Raw genomic sequence first — 18,219 nt, forward strand, 5'->3', positions numbered from 1 at the left:
ATTTCTGTATTTACTGATCATCTTTTTCTTCATCTTCCTCTTCTTTAATTTCTTCTTCTAATTTTTTTATCTCTTTTTCAAGTTTTAAGCGTTCTTTTTCTTTTCTTTCTTCTTCCTTTTCCTTCTCCTTAGCTAGTTTTAAGCGCTCTTTTTCCTGTTGTTTTAAAGCTTTTTCTTTTTCTTTTTCTTGTCGTCTTTTTTCTTTTTCTGCTTGCTTTTGCGCTTTTTTAGCAGCTTTTTTCTCTTCTTTAGATGTTTTTTTCTTCAATTTAGCATCTTCTTTTGAAAGTAAATCGATTAAAGATTCTTCTCTTTTTCTTCTTGGCTTTTCTCTTACTTCAGTATCTTTTTTATCAGGAGAGATATCTAAATCAACTTTTTTGTCTTTATCTTTATTCTTTTTGAATAAACGTCCAATTTTACTAAACAAACGCCCAAAGAAGCTTCGGTTTTCGTCATATTTAATAGGTTTGTCTTCTTCTATTTTATTCCCAAATTCATCAATTTCAGCAAAATCGTCTTCATGTCTATTTAGCCTATATGACACACCAATTGTAGAAGTTAACCCCATTTCTTTTCTTTCAAGGTTAGCTCTAATTGAAGCATTAAATTGTAAGTTTTCACTAAAAAGATAGGCGGCACCAGCTCCAATACTACTTTTTGTTTCATATTTTTCAAATATACCTTGTAGCTCTGCAAATCCAGACCAATAGTCATCAAAGTTATATGTTCCTGTGACTATGTATGAATATTCAGAAAAATCACTGCCAATATTGTTATAGTATAAATTTGTAATAACATTTAATTTGTCAGAAAATTCATTTTGCAGTAAAATTCCAACCTTAGGAGATATATCACCTCTATTATGGAAATCTGTTAAAAAACTACCAAAGTTTAAACCAGCATAAACACCAACATGCGGAATCCAACGTTTCCAATCAAAAGAATGTCTAGCTTTCCAACTTCTAATTTCTTTTGATTTGTCGTCGTATTTAGGAGCATAAACTAAATATTTAGCAGCCAACGTGAATTGGCTTAACCCTGTTTTGTCATATGAAGAGGTGAAAATATTTTTAAAAGCTATTTTATCTTTACTTAAAGAGGTATTTAAGTTAACTTCTAATTTTTCACTTAAAAAGCTTGTTCTAAATAAGAGGTTTAAACCAATAGACTGTGGATTACTAAAAGTTTCTGTAATGGGAACTTTTCTGTAAAAAAGGCTTGACTCAAATTGATAAACTCCTGAGCCTACACTATATGGGCTTTCAGATAAACCAGGTCTGTTTGAATTAATAACAGTAGTGTATTGTGCTTGTAGAAATAGGGGAATACAAAAAAATAAAAAAACAAAAAGCCTCTTAATCATGTTACAAAATAGAATTTAAAGGAGTATTACAAACATACATTAAAAATATGAAATACCCTTACTTATATAAGTTTTGTAAAGTCTTAACGTTAGGTTTTGTATCAAATTGTTATTTTTGATTAATTTTTTGAAGAATTTAACTTAATGAATATATATCAAGCAGGTCCCATGGGGTTATTACGTACAATATTAATAATAGTATTAGTTTATTATGCAGTGAAGTTTTGTGTGCGATTTTTTGGTCCTTACCTGATAAACAAAGCGGTTCAAAAAGTGCACAAAAAAGCTAAAGAACAGCAATATAGCCAAAAAGAAAACACTGTTGAAGAAGGAAAAACGGTAATAGATAAAAAACCAAGTAATAGTAAGCAGAGCAATGATTCGGTAGGAGAGTACGTTGACTTTGAAGAAATAGACTAACCATGAATTTTAAAAAATATTTGCCTCATGCTGTAGCAATACTAATTTTTGCTATAGCTTCTTTGTTGTACTTTAACCCAGTTTTAAGTGGTAAACAAATAAAACAAAGTGACATTACACAGTTTATTGGGATGTCAAAACAAGTATCTGATTATAGAGCAACACACAATGAAGAGCCTTATTGGTTAGGAAATGCATTTAGTGGTATGCCTGCCTTTCAGGTTAGTGCATATTATCCTAATGATTTTGTTAGGTATTTAGACAAATTAATCCGTTTCTTACCCAGGCCAGCAGATTACTTGTTTCTATACTTTTTAAGTTTTTTTATACTCCTAACGGTGCTTAAAGTTAATTGGAAGCTGGCTGTTTTGGGGAGTTTGTCCTTTGGTTTTTCAACGTATTTAATCATAATTTTTGGTGCAGGTCATAATGCAAAAGCGCATGCTATTGGATATATGCCATTAGTCTTAGCTGGTATTGTACTGTTATTTAAAAATAGATATTTATTAGGTTTTGTATTAACTTCTATTGCTATGGCATTAGAAATTTATGCGAACCATCCTCAAATGACTTATTATTTAGGTTTTTGTATTTTATTTTTTCTAATAACTGTTGGTGTTGAATCATTTAAAAATAAGACACTAAAAACATTTTTTAAGCAACTTTCATTTATGCTTATTGCAATGATTATTGGTTTAAGTGTAAATGCACCTCGTTTGTTATCTATGAAAGAGTATGGAGCTTATAGTACAAGAGGTAAATCTCAATTAACTATTAATCCGGATGGGACTAAAAAAGAAAAGACCACGGGGTTGGATAAAGCGTATATAACTGAATATAGTTATGGTATTGCAGAGACTTTTAATTTAATTATTCCACGATTTATGGGTGGTGGAACTATGGAGCAATTAGGTGAAGATTCAAATTTTTATGAAGTTTTAGAGCAAAATGCAGGGAAGCAAGTGGCTAAAGAGTATTCGAGCCAAGCATTAACTTATTGGGGGAAACAGCCTATTGTTGAGGCACCGGCTTATATAGGAGTCGTTGTGTTTTTTCTGTTTTTTTTAGGAGTATTTTTAGTGAAAGGCCGTTTGAAATATTGGTTAGTTTCTGCTACAATATTTTCAATACTGTTAAGTTGGGGAAAGAACTTTTCTATTCTAACTAATTTTTTCATTGACTACATTCCTCTATATAATAAATTTAGAGCAGTTTCTTCAATTCAAGTAATAGCTGAGTTATGTGTGCCACTTTTAGGAGTATTGGCTTTAAGAGACTTTTTCTCCAAAGATATAGAAATGAAAGAAAAAGAAGATTCGTTAAAAAAAGCGTTTTATGTTATGGGAGGAATTTCTTTATTATTTGTACTTATAGGAGGAAGTTTGTTTGCTTTTGAAGGAATTAGAGATGGAAATTACCAACAGTTACCAGAATTAATTGACGCTTTAATAGCAGATAGGAAATCAATGTTGTTTGGTGATAGTATAAGGTCTTTGATTTTAATAACCTTGGCTGGTGGTTTATTATGGTTTTTATTGAGAAAAAAGATTCCTTCATATGCCGTTGTAATTGCATTAAGTGGTTTAATTGTTTTTGATTTGGTATCAATAGATATTAATTATGTTAATAAAGAAGATTTTACGTTTAAAAGAAAAGTTTTAAAGCCATTCAAAGCTTCAAAAGCGGATCTAGAAATAAAAAAAGATAAAGGCTATTATAGAGTTGCAAATTTTGCCACAAATCCAATGCAAGACGGTAGAACATCTTATTTTCATAATTCTATAGGCGGATATCATGCAGCCAAAATGAAGCGATATCAAGAGTTGTTTGATTACCAAATAGCTAAAAATAATATGGAAGTGTTAAACATGTTAAACACTAAGTATTTTATTTTAGGAGAAGATAAATTTCAAGAAAACCCTGAAGCAAACGGAAATGCATGGTTTGTTAATAAGTTAAATTTTGTAAGTTCTGGAGATGAAGAAATAAAAGCATTGGATAGTTTAAAGACAAAAAAAGAAGCAGTTGTTAATAAGAATCAGTTTAAAGGAAAAAAATTATTGAAAAATAATTTTTTAATAGATTCATTGGCTACTATAGATTTAGTGAAAAATAACATAACCAATTTAGTTTATAAAACAAGTTCTAAAGAGGAAGGGTTTATTGTTTTTTCTGAAGTTTATTACAAAGATGGTTGGAAAGCTTATGTTGATGGTAAGCTAGTACCACATAATAGGGTAAATTACGTATTAAGAGGTATGATGATTCCAAGTGGAGAACACCAAATAGAGTTTAAATTTGAACCAGAAGTAATTAAAAAAGGAAATACCATTGCTTTAATTTCGTATGCTTTATTATTTCTTTTACCAATAGGATACTTTTTCCGAGAAAAGAAAAAAAGTTAAGAATCTAAAGATTTTAAAAAGGCAGAAGGAGTTAATCCTACCTGTTTTTTAAAAGCTCTAGTAAAAGCGGAGGCATTAGTGTAACCTACTTCTTCTGCAAGCGCTTGTATGGCATATTTTCTATAGGTAGTATCAGATTTAAGCTTTTCTATTATGTAATTAATCCTTAGTTTAGTGTAGTATTGTTTAAAAGGTTCATTATATTTTTTGTTAAAAACAAAAGAAACATAAGTAGAGTTAGTATTAATATTATCGCTTATAGTATTAATAGAAAAGTTAGCATCTAAAAACGCTAAAGTATTATTTATTCTTTCTATTTCATTTATTATTTGGTTTTCTAATTCAATACCAATGTTGTACTCTTTTTTTGTAGGAGTTGAAACTTGTTGAGTTTTACTTTCTTTAGCATTAAATTCTTTTATTAAAGAGATTTTCTTGCTCTTCTCTTTTTTTATCTTATAATACATGAAAAGAGATAAAATACTAATTACACCAATAAAAAAGGCAATAATACTATTCTGCTTTTTAGATTCTTGAGTAATTATTTCATGATTTAGCTTTTGTGCTTTTTTGTAATCATTTTCATATAGTAGCTGATAAGTTTTTTCTTTATTTTTTTCTGCTAACCCATATTGTTTCATGGTAAGTTTAGAGTATTTAAAAGCACTATCTAACTTATTCATAGTATTATATTGGTTAGATAAGATATCATAAATTGTTATGAGGTTACTTCGTTTACAATTTTTTCTTTTATGTCCTCTTAATAGTTTATTGGCGTAATGTATTGTTGAATCCTGTTGTTTTAGGTTATAAAAACAAATAGCTTTCTGAAAAAATTCGTAATGATAGTAGTTAAAATCATTACATATATTTTTGTAGTTATTAATTAAATTTAAAGCTTCATTATAGTTCTTTCCAGCTATAGCTACCTCAGTTTTTTTTATATGATAAAGAATTTTTGAATCTTTATGTTTAGGTGTAAATGTTTTAGTAACTAAATAGGCTTTATCATAATAATAAGAAGCAGAATCTAAATCAGAAGAAAGATTGTTTTTTTTATATAATGAAAAATAAGAGTTACCTAAAGAGTTTAGAATATGTGCTTTTTGTTGTTTAAAAAAATAGTCTTTCTCTAATTTTTCAAATAATGGACTAGTACATTCCTTATAAGCTTTGAGTAAGATGCTTTTTGATTCTTCTAAAAATTGAAGTTTTCTTTTTACTAGTGCTTTAGATAAAGCGATGGTTATTTTATGTCTAGGATAGTTTGGGTTGGTAGCTTTATATTTTTCATTTGTATTAGTCATTTGAACAATATACTCGTAAGCCTTTTTGTAATTTTCTTTGTTTTTTTCAATCCAGAACAACCTATTGTATCCTGAAACCTTAGAATTGATGTAACAATCTTCAATTATGTTTCCTTCTAATAATTTATTAGCATAGTCTATAAGCCTTAGAGATGCTTCTCTTGATTTTTCATAGTCCTTTTTCCTATAAAAGCCATAAGCTTCATTAGAAAGCCCGTCAATAACCATACATTGATCATTAGATTTTTGAAGTTCTCTAGATAGAATTATTAAACTATCTGGGTTATTGTTTTTGTATTTGAGGGTTTTTTTTAGGATGTTTAGTTCTTTTTCATTTTGAGAAAATAATTTAGGGCAAATTAAAAAGAGAAAAAGAAAAAGACAGGGAATATTTTTTAAAGCCATATAAACAAGGGGATGTATACTGTGTTTTTTATAAAAAGCACAAACTTTTACAAATATAATTCAAAAAATAATATGCTTTTTATAAAAACAGGAATACTATGTTTTTTTATTTAGCAATAGGGTCATATGTTTGCTGAACTAAAGAAAACAGGAGGGAAAGTTAGAAGTGAAAAAAGGGCATTAGTCCTATTATGAGAAAAAGTTAAATGGGAGTTAATTTGATGGTAAAGTTAGCTCTCTTTTTTTATGCTTAATTTTAAGATATCATATTCTTAACTTTGTTTATTTTTGAGCTATGATAATAGGAATGATTCTTGACAAAACCTTTCCGCCTGATCCAAGAGTGGAAAATGAAGCGGTTGAGTTAATAAAGGCAGGTCACAAGGTTTATTTATTTAGTTTACACTATTCTGAAAAAAATGATAATTGCAATATAAATGGAATTAATGTCATTAGATATAGATCTAATAAATTAGAGTATAAGTTATCAGCATTAGCCTATACAGTTCCTTTTTATAGTTTGTTGATGAAAAGAAAGATATATAAATTCATCAAAAAATATAAAATAGAAGCTTTACATATTCATGACATTACAATAGCTGAAGCTGTTTTTAATGCAAATAAGCATTTTAAATTACCTACCGTTTTAGATTTACATGATAATTTACCTGAAAACATGAAATTTTATCCACATTTACAAAAGTTTCCTGGTAAATATATCATATCACCTAAAAAATGGAAGTTAAAAGAAGAAGAATTTATAAAAAAAGCAACTAAGGTAATCACAGTATCGCAAGAGTTTGTTGATGAACTATTAAATAGAGTAGAAGTAAAAAAAGAAAAAGTAGTTTTAGTTCCTAATACAATAAGAAAGTCATTTTATAAAGATTATACCATTGATCAAGAAATCCTAAATAAGTATAAAGATTCATTTGTTATTTTATATTTAGGAGACACACATATACGAAGAGGTTTGTTAACTGCAATTGAAGCAATGACAAAAATAAAAAAGAGTATACTTAATGTTAAATTAGTAATTGTAGGAAAAAATACTACTGACCCTATTTTAAAAAAGAAAGTAGAAGAATTAAAACTTGACAAATTTGTAGATTTTGAAGGTTGGCAAGATGTAGCATTGTTTCCAACTTATATAGAAGTCAGTTCAATTTGTATTTCACCTTTATATAGAAGTATTCAACATGATGTTGCTTATGCAAATAAATTGTTTCAATATATGAGTTTAGGAAAGCCTTTATTGGTAAGTAACGCTACAGCGCAGAAAAACTTAATTCAAAAAATTAATGCAGGAGTTGTCCATAAAGAAAAAGATGCAGGTGATTTTGCAGATAAAATTATAGAAATGTATCAAAAAGAAGATATGAGGAAAGCATTTGGAGAAGAAGGAAAGCAATTTGTAAGAAATCATTTTACATGGGATAAAACTTCTGAAAATTTAATAAAATTATATAATAACTTATAAGTTGAAGGTATTAATTATTACATATTATTGGGTGCCTTCTGGTGGTTCTGGTGTACAACGATGGTTAAAATTTGTAAAGTATTTAAGAGATTTTGGTATAGAGCCAATTATTTTTACGGTTGAAAATCCAAGTTACCCAATTATAGATACATCTTTAATAAAAGATATTCCAGAAAATTTAAAAGTCATTAAATCTAAAATATGGGATCCTAATTCTATCCTTTCAAAAATTAAAAAAGAAAAACCGAGTACAAGTGCTGGTTTTTTAGATGCTAATCCTAGTTTAATAGGGAAGGTATTACAATATATAAGAGCTAATTATTTCATTCCAGATGCTCGTAAGTTTTGGATAAGACCAGCTGTGAAAACTTTAGAAAAATACATAGTTAATAATCATGTAGATCTTATTATTACAACTGGGCCACCACATACAACGCATTTAATAGGTTTACAGTTGAAAAAAAAGTTAGGTTTAAAGTGGATTGCAGATTTTCGTGATCCTTGGACAGAGATTGATTACTTTCATCAATTACCATTAACAAAAAGCTCATTAAAAAAGCACTATAAATTAGAAAAGGAAGTTTTGAAAAGCGCTGATTGTACAATTGTAGTTGGAAAAACAATGAAAGAGAGTTATAAAAATAATGCTAAAAGAGTAGAGGTACTAACAAATGGTTATGATAAGGAATCTGAAAATAAAAGCTTTTCATTAGACTCTAAATTTTCAATTACTCATATAGGTTTAATGAATGCAGATAGGAACCCTATAATATTATGGGAGGTTTTAGCAGAAATAGCTTCAGAGAATAAGAGTTTTGCAAATGATTTAGAAATTAAATTAATAGGCAAAGTAGCAGAAGAGGTTATAGTTGATTTAGAAAAGTTTAAATTTGAAAACATAAATAGAATTAATTATGTACCTCATGACGAGGTTTTAAAGTATCAAAAATCTTCACAAGTTTTATTGTTGGCAGTAAATAAGGTACCAAGTGCAAAAGGCATTATAACGGGAAAAATATTTGAATATTTACAAGCAAGAAGACCGATTTTAGCAATTGGTCCTGAAGATGGAGATTTAGCTGAAATACTAAAAGAGACTAATGCAGGTTTTATTGTTGGATTTAATAATAAATCTCAATTAAAAGAAATAGTGGTTAATTTGTATAATAATTATCTAAATAAAAGTTTAGAAGTAGATTCTAGGAATATTGCGAAATATCATAGGAAAAACTTAACAGAACAATTATCACAAATATTAAAAGAAATACATAGTTTATAATTCTTGAAAAAAATAGTAACCATATTAGGAGCAAGACCTCAGTTTGTTAAAGGAGCAGTGTTAAGTAGAATAATACTCGAAAAGAATGAAATAGAGGAGGTTATAATACATACAGGGCAGCATTATGACGTTAACATGAGTGATGTGTTTTTTGATGAAATGCAAATACCAAAACCAAAATACAATCTTAATATAAATGGCTTGAGTCATGGAGCAATGACTGGTCAGATGCTGGAAAAAATAGAAGAGGTTTTGTTAAAAGAAAAACCAGCAGGAGTAGTTGTTTTTGGAGATACAAATTCAACATTAGCAGGAGCGTTAGCAGCAAAAAAACTACATATTAAACTTATACATATTGAAGCTGGTCTTCGATCATTTAATATGAAAATGCCAGAAGAAGTTAATAGAATTCTTACAGATAGAATTGCAGATTTGTTAAGTTGTCCAACTGATAATGCAGTTTGTAATTTGAGAAAAGAAGGCCTTGATAAATCTGAAGCAATGATTGTGAATCATGGAGATATAATGAAGGATGCAGTGGAGTATTATACTAATCTGGCTGAAGGAAAGTCAAAAATTATAGAAAAATTAGAGGTAAATAATAAACAATTTGTATTAGCAACTATCCATAGACAAGAAAATACTGACAGTAAAAGTAATTTGAGAAGTATTTTTGAAGCTTTAGATGAAATAAATAAGTCTAGTAATGTAATTTTACCATTGCATCCAAGAACAGCTAATAAACTTAAAGAGTTTAATATTAAAACAAACATTACTTTAATAGATCCTGTAGGATATTTTGATATGTTAATGTTACTAAAAAATTGTAAAATTGTAATTACTGATAGCGGAGGACTTCAAAAAGAAGCTTATTTCAACAAGAAACATGTTGTTATTGTTAGAGAGGAAACCGAATGGGTGGAGTTGGTAAATAATGATTACGCTAGCATTGTAGGTAGTAACAAAGAAAAAATTGTAAATTGTTTTACAGAGTTTTTAAGTAAAAGCTCTTCTTTTGAAGATAATTTATATGGGAATAATGTAGGAGAAAAAATATACAAATCAATTAAAAAATTAATTCAAGTATAAATTGGGAATAATATTTAAGCAGTCTTTTAAAAATACATTAATTATTTACTTAGGTTTTTTAATTGGTGGTATTAATACACTTTTTTTATATACTAGAATTTTAAAAGACGAGTATTATGGCTTGACAACATATGTTTTATCTTCTTCAAACTTAATAATGCCTTTAACGGCTTTTGGAGTTCATTATACTATAGTGAAGTTTTTTTCAAGTTATAAGACAAAAGAGCAAAAAGATAAGTTTTTAAGTTCTATTGTTTTTTTACCGTTGCTTATAGCTTTACCTATAGGTTATTTTTGGAGTTTTTTTCATGATTGGCTCATGGAATCTGTATCTGAAAAAAATAAAATTGTAGAGAGCTACACGATCTATATATATATAATAGCTGTTTGTTGTGCCTATTTTGAAGTGTTTTATTCTTGGGCTAAAGTACAAATGCAATCTGTATTTGGGAATATACTTAAAGAGTTATACAATCGCTTGTCTGTAATGGTGTTACTATGTGTTTTGTATTTTAATTTTATTACAAAACAAGAATTTATTCAATATTTATCTTATGCGTATATTTTAAGAGTTTTTATAATGATGTTCTACGCTTTTAAATTATACTTACCAAAGTTTTCGTTATCGCTGCCTAATAATTATAAAGAAGTACTAAAGTATACTTCTTATATCATTTTAGCTGGAAGTGCAAGTGCTGTAGTTTTGGATATAGATAAATTTATGATAGGCGGTAAAGATACCTTTCATGCTGCTGCATATTACACTGTAGCGGTATTTATAGGCTCATTTATAGAAGCTCCTAGTAGGGCTATGACACAAATATTACAGCCCATAACATCAAAATCTTTAAATGATAATAATAAATTAGAAGTTTTAAGTCTTTATAAGAAAAGTTCAATAAACTTATTAATAGTAGGAGGGCTCTTTTTTATTCTTGTAAATACAAATGTTACTGAGTTATTTAGGTTAATGCCTAATAAAGGTTATGCAGGAGGACAATGGGTTGTATTAATGATTTCATCTGCTAAATTATTTAATATGCTTTTAGGGAATAACGGAGCTATAATAAGTAATTCAAATTTATACAAGATAACTTTGTTTACAGGTTTTGGAATGGCGCTATTAGTATGGTTGTTAAATACATATTTTTATTATGATTTAAATTATGGCACAGAAGGTTTAGCATTATCAACTATGCTTTCTGTAATGTTTTTTGGTTTTTTTAAATTATGGTATGTAAATTATAGGCTAAAAATGCATCCATTTACGAAGCAAACCATTATAATAATAGGAACTATTTCTATAGCTTATTTGAGTTTTCAGTTTTGGAATTTTAATAGTGGAGAAGTTAAATTATTTAATTTTTCAATTAGCCCAATTATAAATATAATTTTAAAGAGTATTTTAATTATACCTATTTATGTAACTATAGTTTATCAACTAAAAATTTCTAAACAATTTAATGGTATAATTAATAAGCTTATAAAAAGATAAAAAGGTTTATTTTTTAATAAACCTTTTAATTTTTGCTAAATATTTAAAGGGAAACTAAATATTCGGAGGACAATATTTTTACACTGCAAATATATATAGGTTTTTACATTGTGTTGATTAACATATGTTTATATTACAGAGTTTGTTGATGAGTATAAAGATTTTCGTATTCTACTTAACTGAACTGGCGTAATATTTAAATAGGAAGCTATGTACTTTTGTGCTATAATATTGTCAATATTAGGAATAGCTTCACGTAATTCTAGGTATCTTTCCGTAGCATCTAAAGTAGAAATATCAAAAATAATTTTTTCAAGCATTATATATACTTTTTCTAACAATTTCACATAAAATGTAGCTAATTTATGTGAAGATAAAGTACGTTTTTTTAGCTCATGAAAATTTGCTTTGTAAACCTTGACATTTGTCAAAGCTTGATAGTTAATATCTGAAGGAGCATTTCTAACCATTGATAGTATTGCGCCTGAAATTTCTCCTGGTAAAAATAATGAAGTAGTTGTGTCTTTTCCTTTGTCGGTTAATAAAAAAGACCTGACAATTCCTTCTTTTATAATATAAAAGTCAGAAGTATATTCATTAATTTTTACTAAATATTCCTGAGGTGTATATTCAACATATTCAACTAAATCTAAAAAAATAGAAACTACTTCTTCGGTATCAGTAATATATTGACTAACAAAGGTCTCTATATCATTTTTCATGAAGTGTGTGTATAATAAATAAGTTTTCCCGTTTCCTAAGTTAGTAAATAAAAAGAATAAAAACAAACAATACAAGCAGACAAGTAATTGGGGAAACATGTCTGCTTATAATAGAAAACTTATTTTTAGGGGATAAGGTCAAAAAGGTAACCTTATATTATACGCTGTAAAATTAAATTGAATGATTCAAATATCCATTAACATATGTTAATAGATGTGATTTTATAATAAGTTCTTTTTGATTCTGCTTAATTGAACCGAAGTAATGTTTAAATAGGAAGCAATATGATATTGATTAACTAGTTGATTAATGTTGGGTGACTGTTGTAATAATTTTTGATAACGTTGTGTAGCATCTAAACTTGATAATTCAATTATTTTATATGCTTCTCTAGCATAAATCATTTCAAGTGTTTTGTAATGAAAAATAGCAAATTCATGACGTTTTAGTGAAAGTTGATAAACATCATCGTATTTAAATTCTAAAACATCGCAATCTGTTAAGCATTCATAGGTGAGTTTTGAAGGAGTTTTTTGAATTAATGAACTCAAGTTACCAGCAGTTGTTATAGGTGTATATAAAGTTCTTATATGCTCTTTTCCGTTTTCATCAGTTAAAAAAGCACTAACTGCGCCAGAAATTAGAATACAATAAGAAGTACTTATTTTGTTTACCTCTGCTATTTTATAGTTTTTAGGTAATTTTTTAAAAGTGGATAAAGACACATACTCATTAAATACTTCATCAGAAAGAGGGTGAATAGAATTAACAACATTTCTGAATATTTCCATGAGTTAAGAAGTTTATTTACAACTACTTCAAATTTACATTAATTTTTTCTAAAAAACTAATAGAGTTGGAGCCTTCCATAAATAGCAAATCTAACATAGATAAATTAGGGATAAAACCATGCTTGTCATCAAACATTTGTACATAGGTTTCCATTTCTATATTAACTCCTTTTTTTGCAATAGCTAAATTCCTATAGTCTTTTAGAGAGCTCTCTATAGTATAACTCTCAGTTTTTAAATAGTTATTGCTAATTTGTAAAGCATCAGTAATAAATAAGTGAGTATCTATATTAACATCTTGAAGGTATTTATACTTTTTCTGGAATATTTTAAGTAGATCATCTTCAAAAAACTCAAAAAAAGGTGAAGATCGATAGGCTATTTGTAGTGATTTATAATGCTGTTGTTGCCATGGGAAATCATTTTCAACCAAAGTATCTTTGGTTTTCTTTCTTCCTTCAGCTGTTTTATGCTTCACAGGAATATTTAATGAAAGTTTACCATTAGCTCCATAAATATAGCACCTGTTTCTATAGGTTTGTTTTTGATAATTATCCTCTATTTCAAAAACAACAGAGTCAGATTGATAAATAGCAGCGTATTGAGCTATTGGACTAAAATAGGTTGGTATAAATAAACTCATTAAGCTTTTTTCTTTTTTCCTTTTCTATTTTTATAATTATAAAATATGTATGCAGCTATTAAAAGTAATACTAACCATAAATAAGAAACAGGTTTACCACTACCACCAACAGTAGTAAACATTCTATCCCACCTAATTTTATTAGTTTCTTTATCAATACTAAACCAAATCATTACAGGTTTACCAACTACATGGTCAAAAGGAACATATCCCCAATTTCTGGCATCTAAAGAGTTTTGACGGTTGTCACCCATCATCCAGTAATAATCTTGCTTAAAAGTATAGGTAGTTGCTTTTTTTCCGTTAATATAAATCTCATTTCCAAAAACAGTAAGATCATTATGTTCGTACCTTCTTATGATTTGCTCGTAAAAAGGAATACTATTTTCATCTAATTTAACAGTAACGCCTTTTTTAGGAATATAAATTGGTCCAAAATTATCTGAAGACCAAGCATATTTGGGGTTATGAGGAAAAACACCTTTATCATAAAAACCTTTAGGTTTTAGTGCTTTTTCAACACTTTTAACCATAGGGTGTTTCGCCATATAAGCAGCCTCTTCATCCGTAAAATTAAACAAAAACCTACCGGTGCCATCATTATACATTCTAGCTTCCCTAATGTTTATGTTATATCGGTTGAAATCGGATTGACTAAGTCTTTTGCCACCAGTATCAACCGTAAAATACCATTGAGGTTTTGCTCTATCTGGTAATACAGTTTGTTTTCCGTTAATATAAACATATCCATCTCGTACTTCTAAACTATCACCAGGTATACCTACACAACGTTTAACATAATTGGTTCTTTTATCAATAGGTTTATAAGTAGGTTTCCCAGAGTTATCTCCCCACATTGTTTTTAAAGTGTCTGCTGGCCAGCTAAAAACAACAATCTCATTACGTTTTATTTTTTGTATGCCTGGAAGACGCATATACGGTAATGAAAGCTTATTTTTCCAATTATTTTTATGTTCTGGATTGTCATCAGACAAGAATGACTTTACACCCAAACCAGGAATAGTATCGTGAGCCATTGGAGCAGCAACGGTAGTCATTGGAACTCTTGCACCATAGTGAAACTTACTAACAAAAAGATAGTCACCTATTAAAAGAGTCTTTTCTAAAGATGAAGTAGGAATGGTATAAGGTTGCATAAAATAAGTATGCACTAAGGTTGCAGCAATAACGGCAAAAGAAATAGAACTCAACCACTCATCTAATGTAGTAGGAGGTTTTAAGCTACGTTCTTTTACGTGTTGTGCATCAGTAGCATAATTTATATAATATATATATAAACCTAATGTAAAAATAGCTAAAACCGTGTCTTTACCTTTATTAAAGCCAAAACTTCTACAAGTTTCCACCCAAACAATAGGAAACATTAATAAGTTAACAATGGGAACAAACAGTAATATAACCCACCATTTAGGTCTATTAATAATTTGCATTAAAACAATAGCGTTATATACAGGTACGGCAGCTTCCCAAGCTTTTCTTCCAGCTTTTACATAAAGTTTCCAAGTACCTAAAAAGTGAACAACTTGAATTATTAAAAAGAAAATAAACCACTCGTTAAAAGTCATAATATTATTGTTTTTTACCTATTGTTAGGGAAAGTTTATCTAATTAGTTTCTAGTTTTTTTATTAGTTACGTTTTTAACCTAAGTTTAACACGTCCTTCATACTGAAAACACCCGTTTTGCCAAATAACCATTCTGCAGCTACAACTGCGCCAAAAGCAAACCCTTGTCTGTTATGTGCTGTATGTTTAATGTCAATAGTGTCAATATCAGATTCGTAAGTAATAGTATGTGTGCCAGGTACATCTGGAGTTCTTACAGCTTTTATTGGAATGCTAGTTTCAGAGGATTGTTTATCTAAATCCCAAGATGTTTTACTTGAGTTTTCTATAATGCCTTCAGCTAATGTGATAGCAGTACCGCTTGGAGCATCTAATTTTTTAGTATGATGAATTTCTTCTATACCAATGTTATATTGCTCTAAAGCACTCATCATTTTAGCTAATTGCTTATTTAGTTCAAAGAAAATATTAACACCTAAACTAAAGTTAGAAGCATAAATAAAAGCACCTTTTTTTTCTTCACAAAGCTTAACTACGTCATCATATTTTTCTAACCATCCAGTAGTACCTGAAACTACAGGTATTTGATGGTTAATACAATCACTAATATTATTAAAAGCAGAGTTGGGAATACTAAAATCAATTGCTACATCAGCTTTAGTAATATCGTAAGATTCTGTACCTTCTGATTTTATAACAATTTCATGACCTCGTTGTAAAGCAATTTTCTCAATTTCTTTACCCATTCTACCGTATCCTAATAAGGCTATTTTCATTTTTAAAAAGAATATTTTAATGATAAACCAACTTTTGGGGACTCTATAAGCATAGGGTCGTTAGTAAAAGAAGGTTTTATTGATAAGTTATCGTCAGTATCAAATTGTAGTAAGTGTGCATTAACACTAGCTTCAACTATTTGTAAAACATATAATAAAACACCAGTAAGCAGTGAAAGATCTCGGTTTTTTCGCAAAACTTTTTGCGCATTTTCTAAACCTGGATCAGAAATAAAAGGATTCCCGTTTTGACCATTGAATTCATCAGCTAGTCCTTGCTTCCTTAGCTTAAAAGCTGTTCTATATCGGTCATATTGGTTGCTATTGGTACTGTAGTAATAAATACTAGCACCAATAGCTCCCCAAACTATGGGAGCTTTCCAATACTTTTTATTATAAATTTGTCCTCCTCCTGGAAAAATAGCAGAATAAAAAGCTGCTTTTGATGGAGAAAGAGGATTGTATTTGTTGTTGTTTATTTGAATTTGTTTAGCTTTAACAGCTAAAGTATCTTTTTGTGCAAATGTTTTAAAAGACAAAAAGATACCAAAAATAACAAGTATGATTTTTTTGTAAAGCAATTATTTTAATAGATTTTTTATACGATTAAAATCCTCTTCAGAATTAAAATTAATAGATATTTTTCCCTTTCCTCTATTATTTACTGATACATCTACCTTGTTTCCAAAGTATTCACTCATATCTTTAGCACCTTCAGAAATATATTTAGGTAACGTTTTTTTCTTAGCAGCTTTGGCAATAGTACCAGCCTTTAAGTTTTTAACAAGTTCTTCTGTTTGACGTACAGAAAGTTTGTCTCTAACAATTTTTTCATAAATATTCAATTGGTCAGTAGTACTATCTACATTAATTAAAGCTCTACCATGTCCCATTGATATAAAGCCGTCACGCATTCCAGTTTGAATAATAGGATCTAGCTTTAAAAGACGTAAATAATTAGTTACTGTAGAGCGTTTTTTACCAACTCTAGTACTTAATTCTTCTTGTGTTAATTGAATTTCATCAATTAAACGTTGATAAGATAAAGCTACTTCTATAGGATCAAGGTTTTTACGCTGAATATTTTCAACCAATGCCATTTCCAGCATTTCTTGATCGTTAGCTAAACGAATATAAGCAGGAACCGTTTTGTTTCCTATTAATTTAGAGGCTCTAAAACGACGTTCTCCTGAGACTAATTGGAATTTATCACTAGCAAGTTTTCTTACGGTAATAGGTTGTATTACACCAAGTTCTCTAATAGAACTCGCTAATTCACGCAAAGCTTCTTCATCAAAATAAGTTCTAGGCTGGTAAGGGTTAACTTCTATTGAATCAATACTAATTTCAATAATGTTACCCACTAGTTTATCCGCATTTTTATCCTCAGCAGAATTTACCTCTGCAGTTTCTTTTAATAATGCTGATAATCCTCTACCTAGAGCTTGTTTTTTTGTTGCTTTTGCCATTACAGTATTATACGTTTTTATTTAAAATTTCGTTCGCCAAATTTAAGTAATTTACCGCACCTTTACTGGTTGCATCATAAGAAATAATACTTTCACCATAACTTGGTGCTTCACTTAAACGAATATTTCTATGTACTATTGTTTCAAATACCATAGAACTGAAGTGCTTACGAACCTCTTCAACTACTTGATTTGAAAGACGTAAACGTGAATCAAACATTGTTAATAATAAACCTTCAATGTCTAAATCCTGATTATGTATTTTTTGTACGCTTTTTATAGTGTTTAATAACTTACCTAAACCTTCTAAAGCAAAGTACTCACATTGAATAGGAATGATAACGGAATCTGCTGCAACTAATGAATTTAACGTAATTAACCCCAATGAAGGCGCACAGTCTATTAATATAAAGTCATAATCATCTTTAATGCTTTCTAATGCATTTTTTAGCATGTACTCCCTTTGTTGCTTATCAACCAATTCAATTTCAATAGCCACTAAATCAATATGAGCAGGAATTAAATCTACATTCGGTGATTCAGTCTTTAAAACAGTATCTTTAGGAGCAACAGTATGTTCCAAAACTTGATACGTACCAGTTTCAACACTTTCTACGTCTAAACCTAAACCAGAGGTTGCATTAGCTTGCGGATCAGCATCAATAAGTAAAACTTTTTTTTCTAAAACGCCTAAAGCCGCTGCTAAATTTACAGTAGTAGTTGTTTTACCAACTCCACCTTTTTGATTTGCGATTGCAATAATTCTACCCATATAATTTGTCAAGTTTGAAAGAGGTAAATTTACAATTATTTATGGTTTTTTAAAGTGAAAGATGTTAACAAAAATAAAAATGATAAATATTAACGAATGATTATGATTATTAACAAGCTTCTATCTTTAATTAGACAACAAAAAATAATTTACTTTGTAAAAGTATTGTGACTATAGTGATAATATTTTAACGATATTGTAAATTAAGTTTAA

The 18,219-nt window shown here is 28.8% G+C and carries 16 protein-coding genes; 6 read left to right on the forward strand and 10 right to left on the reverse strand.

Translation table 11 applies throughout. The features are described from left to right. Positions 1 to 10 precede the first annotated feature (10 nt). Positions 11 to 1,366, reverse strand: a complete 1,356-nt coding sequence (locus ABNT65_RS01710) for a transporter (RefSeq protein ID WP_348705997.1) — start codon at positions 1,364 to 1,366, stop codon at positions 11 to 13. Positions 1,367 to 1,510: 144 nt separating this feature from the next. Here ABNT65_RS01710 and ABNT65_RS01715 point away from each other — a divergent pair, with 144 nt between their 5' ends. Further along, positions 1,511 to 1,786, forward strand: a complete 276-nt coding sequence (locus tag ABNT65_RS01715) for a DUF4834 domain-containing protein (RefSeq protein ID WP_348705998.1) — start codon at positions 1,511 to 1,513, stop codon at positions 1,784 to 1,786. 2 nt (positions 1,787 to 1,788) lie between these two features. Further along, the gene (locus ABNT65_RS01720) at positions 1,789 to 4,191 is read left to right on the forward strand and encodes a YfhO family protein (RefSeq protein ID WP_348746988.1); all 2,403 of its coding nucleotides are present in this window, start codon (positions 1,789 to 1,791) and stop codon (positions 4,189 to 4,191) included. Here the strand turns inward: ABNT65_RS01720 and ABNT65_RS01725 are convergent. After that, positions 4,188 to 5,903 carry an AraC family transcriptional regulator gene (locus ABNT65_RS01725; RefSeq protein ID WP_348706001.1) on the reverse strand — a complete coding sequence of 572 codons (1,716 nt, stop codon included), beginning with the start codon at positions 5,901 to 5,903 and terminating at the stop codon, positions 4,188 to 4,190. The genes ABNT65_RS01720 and ABNT65_RS01725 overlap by 4 nt on opposite strands. A 307-nt stretch (positions 5,904 to 6,210) precedes the next feature. Between ABNT65_RS01725 and ABNT65_RS01730 the strand changes: the two genes are divergently transcribed. Genes ABNT65_RS01730 through ABNT65_RS01745 form a run of 4 tightly spaced genes read left to right on the forward strand, consistent with a single transcriptional unit; the run spans position 6,211 to position 11,246 of the window. After that, a complete protein-coding gene (locus ABNT65_RS01730) occupies positions 6,211 to 7,383 on the forward strand; it encodes a glycosyltransferase family 4 protein (protein ID WP_348706003.1) in 1,173 nt (390 codons plus the stop codon). A 1-nt stretch (position 7,384) separates the two neighbouring features. Continuing rightward, the gene (locus tag ABNT65_RS01735; protein ID WP_348736904.1) at positions 7,385 to 8,662 is read left to right on the forward strand and encodes a glycosyltransferase; all 1,278 of its coding nucleotides are present in this window, start codon (positions 7,385 to 7,387) and stop codon (positions 8,660 to 8,662) included. 3 nt (positions 8,663 to 8,665) lie between these two features. Beyond that, entirely contained in the window at positions 8,666 to 9,751 is a 1,086-nt protein-coding gene (gene wecB, locus ABNT65_RS01740) for a non-hydrolyzing UDP-N-acetylglucosamine 2-epimerase (RefSeq protein ID WP_348706005.1), read from the forward strand. A gap of 1 nt (position 9,752) precedes the next feature. After that, positions 9,753 to 11,246, forward strand: coding sequence for a lipopolysaccharide biosynthesis protein (locus ABNT65_RS01745; protein WP_348706006.1), 1,494 nt, complete (start codon positions 9,753 to 9,755; stop codon positions 11,244 to 11,246). A 128-nt stretch (positions 11,247 to 11,374) separates the two neighbouring features. On the opposite strand, the gene ABNT65_RS01750 is transcribed toward ABNT65_RS01745, so the two are convergent. The 8 genes from ABNT65_RS01750 to ABNT65_RS01785 form a co-directional block, all read right to left on the reverse strand. After that, positions 11,375 to 11,968: a Crp/Fnr family transcriptional regulator gene (locus tag ABNT65_RS01750; protein ID WP_348706008.1), complete on the reverse strand. Its 594-nt coding sequence runs from the start codon at positions 11,966 to 11,968 to the stop codon at positions 11,375 to 11,377. A gap of 222 nt (positions 11,969 to 12,190) precedes the next feature. Beyond that, positions 12,191 to 12,760: a Crp/Fnr family transcriptional regulator gene (locus ABNT65_RS01755; RefSeq protein ID WP_348706010.1), complete on the reverse strand. Its 570-nt coding sequence runs from the start codon at positions 12,758 to 12,760 to the stop codon at positions 12,191 to 12,193. 22 nt (positions 12,761 to 12,782) lie between these two features. After that, on the reverse strand, positions 12,783 to 13,403 hold the full coding sequence (locus ABNT65_RS01760; RefSeq protein ID WP_348706012.1) for a WbqC family protein: 621 nt from the start codon (positions 13,401 to 13,403) through the stop codon (positions 12,783 to 12,785). Next, positions 13,403 to 14,989, reverse strand: a complete 1,587-nt coding sequence (gene lepB, locus ABNT65_RS01765) for a signal peptidase I (protein ID WP_348706014.1) — start codon at positions 14,987 to 14,989, stop codon at positions 13,403 to 13,405. Before lepB ends, ABNT65_RS01760 begins: the two co-directional genes overlap by 1 nt. 74 nt (positions 14,990 to 15,063) lie before the next feature. Next, a complete protein-coding gene (gene dapB, locus ABNT65_RS01770) occupies positions 15,064 to 15,765 on the reverse strand; it encodes a 4-hydroxy-tetrahydrodipicolinate reductase (protein ID WP_348706016.1) in 702 nt (233 codons plus the stop codon). A gap of 2 nt (positions 15,766 to 15,767) precedes the next feature. Further along, positions 15,768 to 16,346, reverse strand: coding sequence for a DUF5683 domain-containing protein (locus ABNT65_RS01775; protein WP_348736912.1), 579 nt, complete (start codon positions 16,344 to 16,346; stop codon positions 15,768 to 15,770). Further along, on the reverse strand, positions 16,347 to 17,234 hold the full coding sequence (locus ABNT65_RS01780) for a ParB/RepB/Spo0J family partition protein (RefSeq protein ID WP_348706020.1): 888 nt from the start codon (positions 17,232 to 17,234) through the stop codon (positions 16,347 to 16,349). It abuts the gene before it with no gap. A 7-nt stretch (positions 17,235 to 17,241) separates the two neighbouring features. After that, the gene (locus tag ABNT65_RS01785; RefSeq protein WP_348706021.1) at positions 17,242 to 18,006 is read right to left on the reverse strand and encodes an AAA family ATPase; all 765 of its coding nucleotides are present in this window, start codon (positions 18,004 to 18,006) and stop codon (positions 17,242 to 17,244) included. Positions 18,007 to 18,219: the final 213 nt, after the last annotated feature.

Source organism: Tenacibaculum sp. 190524A02b (assembly GCF_964036645.1).
Lineage (GTDB): Bacteria > Bacteroidota > Bacteroidia > Flavobacteriales > Flavobacteriaceae > Polaribacter > Polaribacter vairaonense.

Coding starts and splice junctions, on each gene's coding strand:
- ABNT65_RS01715 (WP_348705998.1), top strand. CDS start 1,511: ATGAATATATATCAAGCAGGTCCCATGGGGTTATTACGTACAATATTA.
- ABNT65_RS01755 (WP_348706010.1), bottom strand. CDS start 12,760: ATGGAAATATTCAGAAATGTTGTTAATTCTATTCACCCTCTTTCTGAT.
- ABNT65_RS01725 (WP_348706001.1), bottom strand. CDS start 5,903: ATGGCTTTAAAAAATATTCCCTGTCTTTTTCTTTTTCTCTTTTTAATT.
- ABNT65_RS01730 (WP_348706003.1), top strand. CDS start 6,211: ATGATTCTTGACAAAACCTTTCCGCCTGATCCAAGAGTGGAAAATGAA.
- ABNT65_RS01760 (WP_348706012.1), bottom strand. CDS start 13,403: ATGAGTTTATTTATACCAACCTATTTTAGTCCAATAGCTCAATACGCT.
- lepB (WP_348706014.1), bottom strand. CDS start 14,989: ATGACTTTTAACGAGTGGTTTATTTTCTTTTTAATAATTCAAGTTGTT.
- ABNT65_RS01780 (WP_348706020.1), bottom strand. CDS start 17,234: ATGGCAAAAGCAACAAAAAAACAAGCTCTAGGTAGAGGATTATCAGCA.
- ABNT65_RS01710 (WP_348705997.1), bottom strand. CDS start 1,366: ATGATTAAGAGGCTTTTTGTTTTTTTATTTTTTTGTATTCCCCTATTT.
- ABNT65_RS01720 (WP_348746988.1), top strand. CDS start 1,789: ATGAATTTTAAAAAATATTTGCCTCATGCTGTAGCAATACTAATTTTT.
- ABNT65_RS01785 (WP_348706021.1), bottom strand. CDS start 18,006: ATGGGTAGAATTATTGCAATCGCAAATCAAAAAGGTGGAGTTGGTAAA.
- dapB (WP_348706016.1), bottom strand. CDS start 15,765: ATGAAAATAGCCTTATTAGGATACGGTAGAATGGGTAAAGAAATTGAG.
- ABNT65_RS01750 (WP_348706008.1), bottom strand. CDS start 11,968: ATGAAAAATGATATAGAGACCTTTGTTAGTCAATATATTACTGATACC.